The organism is Methylobacterium sp. 174MFSha1.1 (assembly GCF_900116815.1).
GTDB lineage: Bacteria > Pseudomonadota > Alphaproteobacteria > Rhizobiales > Beijerinckiaceae > Methylobacterium.
In genome coordinates, this window is record NZ_FPCB01000044.1 from 43,824 (window position 1) to 49,900 (window position 6,077).

Genomic DNA, 6,077 nt, shown 5'->3' on the forward strand with positions numbered 1-6,077 from the left:
TGAGTGGCGCGGGCGACGGGGCTCGAACCCGCGACCTCCGGCGTGACAGGCCGGCACTCTAACCAACTGAGCTACGCCCGCGCGGCGCGCTCGCATGTACCCTGCAGCTTTGGGCTGCCCTTCCTCCTGGGAGGAGATGGCGCGGACGACGGGGCTCGAACCCGCGACCTCCGGCGTGACAGGCCGGCACTCTAACCGACTGAGCTACGTCCGCACAGGGCGCTATGCACTACAGAAACGCCTTTCCGATGAAGGAAGTGGCGCGGACGACGGGGCTCGAACCCGCGACCTCCGGCGTGACAGGCCGGCACTCTAACCGACTGAGCTACGTCCGCCCGGCGTCTCGCAGTGCTGCGATGGCCGCGGTGTATGGGGAGCCCCCTACCCTGTCAAGCCGCCGGCTCAAGAAAGTCGGGAGGGGTGACGAGGGTCCGAAGCCGGCATGCCGGCGGCTCTCGCGGCATCCCGCCCGCGCGGGAGCACGGGCTGCACGCGAAGCCTTGCACTCTCGGGCGAGGCGCCTTAACGATGCCCGCATCCGGGCGGTTAGCTCAGTTGGTAGAGCATCTCGTTTACACCGAGAGGGTCGGCGGTTCGAGCCCGTCACCGCCCACCAGCGCTTTCGCGGCGCGCATTACTCGCCTGTGCCAGGCGGGCTGCAGCATACGACCTGCCGCCTTCGCCCCCAGGCTTCTGAAACCCTCCGCGTCGTCCCGGGGCCGCGCTGCGGAGCCCGGGATCGGGATCCACCGGGGTTTCAGGACAAGGCGGAAAGCCGGTCGCCGTGTTTGGTCCCGTCAGCGGTTGTGGATCCCGGGTCAGCGCCTGAAGCGAGGCCCGGGATGACGCCGAGAGGCGGCTCCGCCAGAGCGGAAGCTCAAGGACCGCCTTTCAGCGATACGCCGCCGCGATTCCCAGGAAGTCCTCGGCCTTCAGGCTCGCCCCACCCACGAGTGCGCCGTCCACATGGGCAACGCCCATCAACTCGGCCGCGTTCGAGGGCTTAACCGAGCCGCCGTAGAGGATGCGCACCTTCGCGCCCTCCGCATCCAGCCGACCCTCCAGCTCCTTGCGGATCAGCGCGTGCACCTCGGCGACGTCGTCCACCGTCGGGGTGAGCCCGGTGCCGATCGCCCAGACCGGCTCGTAGGCGATCACCGTGTCGGCGGCCGTGGCGCCGTCGGGGAGCGAGCCGGCGAGCTGGCCGCGCACGATCTCCAGGGTGCGGCCGGCCTCGCGCTCCTCGCGGGTCTCGCCGACGCAGATGATCGCGACGAGCCGGGCCCGGCGGGCGGCGAGCGCCTTGGCGCGGATGTCGGCGTCGCTCTCGTGGTGATAGGCCCGGCGCTCGGAATGGCCGACGATGGTGTGGGTCGCGCCCAGATCCGCCAGCATCTCGGCCGAGACGTTGCCGGTGTAAGCCCCGCTCGCCTCGGCATGGACGTCCTGGCCGCCGACCGCGACGGGGGAGCCCTTCAGCGTCGCGGCCATCGCGCCGACCAGGGTCGCGGGCGGGCAGACCAGCACGTCGATCCGCTGCGCCAACCCCGCGTCGAGGCCGTCGCGGACGGCCTCGGCCACCTTCAGCGAGGCCTGGAGGCCGTTCATCTTCCAGTTTCCCGCCACCAGCGGGCGCGGCCGTTCGGTCGTCATCACGTCTCCCCGGATCGTCACCAAGCGTCGTCGTCGACGGCGCCGTCATCACCAAGCGTTGCCGGGTAACAGGTCCGCCGCCGGGCGGCAAACCGGTGGCAGGCGCCGCTCTTTGCCTAACGGCGCTTATGCGGTATCGCGGCCGGATTCAGGGCGTCCCCGCGCGGGCGGCGCCTCCCAGGTTTTCGAGGATCGCGATGCTCCAGGGGTTCCGCGCCGCCAGCCAGAGCTGGCTCGGCAAGATCGTGGTGACGGTGGTGTTCGGCCTCCTGATCGCGGGCCTCGCCATCTTCGGCATCGGCGACATCTTCCGGGGCGGCGGCAGCAATGCGGTCGCCACGGTCGGCAGCACGCAGATCCCGGCCGAGGCCCTGCGCACCGCCTACCAGAACCAGCTCCAGCGCCTGTCGCGCCAGAGCCGGCGGCCGATCACCCCGGACCAGGCCCGGGCGCTCGGCCTCGACCGGCAGGTTCTGGCGCAGCTCATCACCGAGGCCTCCCTCGACCAGAAGACGAAGGATCTGGGCCTGCGCATCCCCGATACCGCGGTGGTGCGGCTGATCCAGGAGGAACCGGCCTTCAAGGGCGTGAACGGCGCCTTCGACGTCAACACGTTTCGCGACACTTTGCGCCAGGCCGGCCTGACCGAGCAGGGCTTCGTGCAGGAGCAGCGCGCCGTCGCCGCCCGCCTCCAGCTCGCCGACGCGATCACCGCCGACCTGCCGGTGCCGCTCGCCGCCCGCGAGGCGATCCACCGCTACACCGCCGAGCGCCGAGCGGCCGCCTACTTCACCCTGCCGGATGCGGCCGCGGGCGAGATCCCGGCCCCGACCGACGAGGAGGTGAACACCTTCTACACCGAGCGCAAGAGCGCGTTCCGGGCGCCGGAATACCGCAGCGTCAACCTGCTCGTCCTCGATCCGGCGACGCTGGCCAAGCCCGACGCCGTGCCGGAGGCCGAGGCCCGCGCCCGCTACGAATCCGAGAAGAGCCGCTTCGGCACCCCCGAGAAGCGCTCGATCCAGCAGATCGTGTTCCCGAACGACGCCGACGCCCAGGCCGCGCTCGCCCGCATCCGCAGCAACGCGGTGACCTTCGACCAGGTCGCGACCGAGCGCGGCCTCGACGCCAAGGCGCTCGACCTCGGTACCTTCGCCAAGTCCGAGCTGTTCGACCCGGCGGTGGCGGAGGCCGCCTTCGCGGCCGAGCCGAACGCCGTGAGCGAGCCGGTCAAGGGCCGCTTCGGCACGGTGCTCCTGCGGGTGACCAACGTGCAGCCCGGCGCCCGCAAGCCCTTCGAGGAGGTGGCCGGCGAGGTCCGCCAGGAGGTCGCCCTGGAGAAGGCCCGGGACGGCCTGGAAAAGGTCCACGACGCGATCGAGGACCAGCGCGCCGGCGCCAAGCCCCTGGCCGACATCGCCCGCGAGCAGGGCCTCGCCCTCGTCTCCGTGCCGGCGGTCGACGCGCAGGGCCGCGACCCGCAGGGCAAGGCTGTCGACGCGATCCCCGACAAGGACGCGACGCTGGCGGCGATCTTCCGGAGCGACATGGGCGCGGACAACGAGGCCCTGCGCACCCGCTCCGGCGGCTACGTCTGGTACGACGTGAGCAAGATCGATCCGGCCCACGACAAGCCGCTCGCCGAGGTCCGCGACGCCGTCGTGGCGCAGTGGAAGGCCGACGAGGTCTCTCGCCGCCTCGCCGCCAAGGCCCGCGAAGCGACCGAGCGCCTCGACAAGGGCGAGGCGATCGAGGAGGTGGCGAAGTCCCTGGGCCAGGAGACGAAGACCGCGACCGACATCGCCCGCGGCCGCGGCCGCGACGGCCTCTCGACCGAGGGCGTCGCCCGCCTGTTCGCGACGCCGGTGGGCAAGGCCGGCACGGCCTCGGGCGACGCGACCGCCCGGGTGGTGTTCCGGGTGACGGGCGCCACGGTGCCGGCCTTCGTGCCGACGGCCCAGGGCGCGGTCGCGGTGGAGGGGCAGTACCGCACGGCGCTCGCCGACGACGTGCTCGCCCAGTACATCGCCGACGTGCAGAAGCAGGCCGGCGTGTCTGTCAACGAGGGCGCCTTCCGACGCGCCATCGGCGGCGAGTACTGATCCCGTGCTCGTCTCGCCATCCCAGGAGGCCGCCGCCGCGGCCTACGAGTCGGGCCGCCCGGTCCTCCTGCGCGCCACCCTGGTGGCCGATCTCGAGACGCCGGTCGCCGCCTTCCTGAAGCTGAAGGCGGGGCGCGAGGGCGCCGCCTTCCTGCTCGAATCGGTCGAGGGCGGCGCCGTGCGCGGTCGCTACTCGATGATCGGGCTCGATCCCGACCTGATCTGGCGCTGCGCCAGGGGCCGGGCCGAGCGCGCGAACGCCCCCGACCTCGCCGCCTTCGCGCCCGAGGAGGCCGCGCCCCTCGACAGCCTGCGGGCGCTGATCGCCGAGAGCGCGATCCCCGCCGAGGCGGGCCTGCCCCCGATGGCGGCCGGCCTGTTCGGCTATCTCGGCTACGACATGGTTCGCGAGATGGAGCGGCTCGACGCGCCCCATCCCGACCCGATCGGGGTGCCGGACGCGATCCTGGTCCGCCCGACCGTGATGGTGATCTTCGACGCGGTGCGCGACGAGATCGCCCTCGTGGCGCCGATCCGCCCTGCCCCCGGCCTCTCGGCCAGGGCCGGCTACGAGGCGGCCCTGGCGCGTCTCGAGCGCGCCGCCGACGCGCTGGAGGGCCCGCTGCCGGTCGAGGCGCGGCAGAACCCGACCGAGATCCCGGCACCGGAAGCGGTCTCGAACGTCGCACCCGACGATTTCCTGGGCATGGTCGCGCGGGCCAAGGAGTACATCGCCGCCGGCGACATCTTCCAGGTGGTGCTGTCGCAGCGCTTCGAGGCGCCGTTCACCCTGCCGCCGCTGGCGCTCTACCGCTCGCTGCGCCGGGTCAACCCGGCGCCGTTCCTATGCTACCTCGATTTCGGCGACTTCCAGATCGTCTGCTCGTCGCCCGAGATCCTGGTGCGGGTGCGCGACGGCGCGGTCACCATCCGGCCGATCGCCGGCACCCGCCGCCGCGGCGCGACGCCGGAGGAGGATCGTGCGCTCGCCGACGAGCTGCTGGCCGACCCCAAGGAGCGCTCCGAGCACCTGATGCTGCTCGACCTCGGCCGCAACGACGTCGGTCGTGTCGCCGAGATCGGAAGCGTGCGGGTGACGGATTCGTTCTTCCTCGAATTCTACAGCCAGGTCATGCACATCGTGTCGAACGTCGAGGGCCGCCTCGATCCCCGGCACGACGCCCTCTCGGCGCTCGCCGCAGGTTTCCCCGCCGGCACGGTCTCGGGCGCGCCCAAGGTGCGGGCGATGCAGATCATCGACGAACTGGAGCGCGAGAAGCGCGGGCCGTACGGCGGCTGCATCGGCTATTTCGGCGCCGACGGCCAGATGGACACCTGCATCGTGCTCCGCACCGCCATCGTCAAGGACGGGCGCATGCACGTCCAGGCGGGTGCCGGCATCGTGCACGATTCCGATCCGGCCTCCGAGCAGCAGGAATGCGTCAACAAGGCGAAGGCGCTGTTCCGGGCGGCGGAGGAGGCCGTTCGGTTCGCCGCGCAGGCGCGGCGCGGGCAGTAGCGGGTCCGCTTTCCGGAGGGCGGCTCCATCGACAAGTCGACGGAGCCAAGTCGACGGAGCCAAGTCAACGGACGGACAAACCCAGCTCCTGTCACCCTCCGCGTCTGGGATTGCCCCGTTTCTGTGGACGGCTACGGGGCTTGGCTGACCAGGGTCCCGGTTGCGGGTTTTGGGGGATACTCCTGTTCGTAGACGAGGGGTGAGCGGTAGCCCAGGGCGGAGTGTCGCCGTACGGGGTTATAGAAGCCCTCGAGGTAGCTGAAGAGGGCCATGCGGGCCTCGGGCCGGGACTGGAAGCGCCGGCGGGCGAGCAACTCGCATTCCAGGGTCGAGAAGAAGCTCTCGGCCATGGCGTTGTCGTAGGCATCACCGACCGAGCCCATCGAGGGCCGCACACCCGCCTCGCGGCAGCGGCTGCCGAAGGCTAGCGATGTATATTGCGAGCCCTGATCCGAGTGGTGGATCACGTCCCGCGGCTTTCTCTGGCCGACAGCCATCTCGAGCGCGTCCAGTACCAGTTCAGTTCGCAGATGATCCGCCATCGACCAGCCGACGATCCGACAGCTGAACGCATCGAGCACGATCGCCAGGTAGAGGAACCCGGCACGCGTTGGGATGTAGGTGATGTCTGCGACCCAGAGCCGGTTGGGTTCATCGGCCGCAAAGCTGCGGTCGACCAGGTCCGGAGCCGGTCGGGCCTCCTGATCGCGCCGCGTCGTCACCGGTCCGCCGCGGCGATGGCACGCCCCGACGAGACCCGCCTGTCGCATCAGCCGGGCGATGCGCTTGCGGCTGTGAGCCTC

General features: G+C 71.3%; 4 protein-coding genes and 4 tRNA genes. 3 read left to right on the plus strand and 5 right to left on the minus strand.

What is annotated here, in order from left to right; all coding sequences use genetic code 11:
- Positions 1 to 4 precede the first annotated feature (4 nt).
- From BM430_RS28815 to BM430_RS28825, 3 genes are all read right to left on the minus strand, one after another.
- Positions 5 to 81 (minus strand) — tRNA-Asp (locus BM430_RS28815).
- A gap of 56 nt (positions 82 to 137) precedes the next feature.
- Positions 138 to 214 (minus strand) — tRNA-Asp (locus BM430_RS28820).
- 44 nt (positions 215 to 258) lie between these two features.
- Positions 259 to 335 (minus strand) — tRNA-Asp (locus BM430_RS28825).
- A gap of 205 nt (positions 336 to 540) precedes the next feature.
- On the opposite strand from BM430_RS28825, the gene BM430_RS28830 reads away from it, so the two are divergent.
- Positions 541 to 616 (plus strand) — tRNA-Val (locus BM430_RS28830).
- A 275-nt stretch (positions 617 to 891) separates the two neighbouring features.
- Here BM430_RS28830 and tpiA read toward each other — a convergent pair.
- Positions 892 to 1,653 carry a triose-phosphate isomerase gene (tpiA, locus tag BM430_RS28835; RefSeq protein WP_093570666.1) on the minus strand — a complete coding sequence of 254 codons (762 nt, stop codon included), beginning with the start codon at positions 1,651 to 1,653 and terminating at the stop codon, positions 892 to 894.
- Positions 1,654 to 1,850: 197 nt separating this feature from the next.
- Here tpiA and BM430_RS28840 point away from each other — a divergent pair, with 197 nt between their 5' ends.
- Both BM430_RS28840 and trpE read left to right on the plus strand, forming a co-directional pair.
- On the plus strand, positions 1,851 to 3,755 hold the full coding sequence (locus BM430_RS28840; RefSeq protein WP_093570667.1) for a peptidylprolyl isomerase: 1,905 nt from the start codon (positions 1,851 to 1,853) through the stop codon (positions 3,753 to 3,755).
- A gap of 4 nt (positions 3,756 to 3,759) precedes the next feature.
- The gene (trpE, locus tag BM430_RS28845) at positions 3,760 to 5,274 is read left to right on the plus strand and encodes an anthranilate synthase component I (RefSeq protein ID WP_093570668.1); all 1,515 of its coding nucleotides are present in this window, start codon (positions 3,760 to 3,762) and stop codon (positions 5,272 to 5,274) included.
- A gap of 131 nt (positions 5,275 to 5,405) precedes the next feature.
- Here the strand turns inward: trpE and BM430_RS28850 are convergent.
- Positions 5,406 to 6,077: IS3 family transposase (locus tag BM430_RS28850; RefSeq protein ID WP_143132152.1), on the minus strand; the 672-nt coding region annotated here is incomplete at its 5' end.

Bases quoted from the DNA above. Each gene is read 5' to 3' on its own strand.
- tpiA (WP_093570666.1), bottom strand. From the start codon at position 1,653: ATGACGACCGAACGGCCGCGCCCGCTGGTGGCGGGAAACTGGAAGATG.
- BM430_RS28840 (WP_093570667.1), top strand. From the start codon at position 1,851: ATGCTCCAGGGGTTCCGCGCCGCCAGCCAGAGCTGGCTCGGCAAGATC.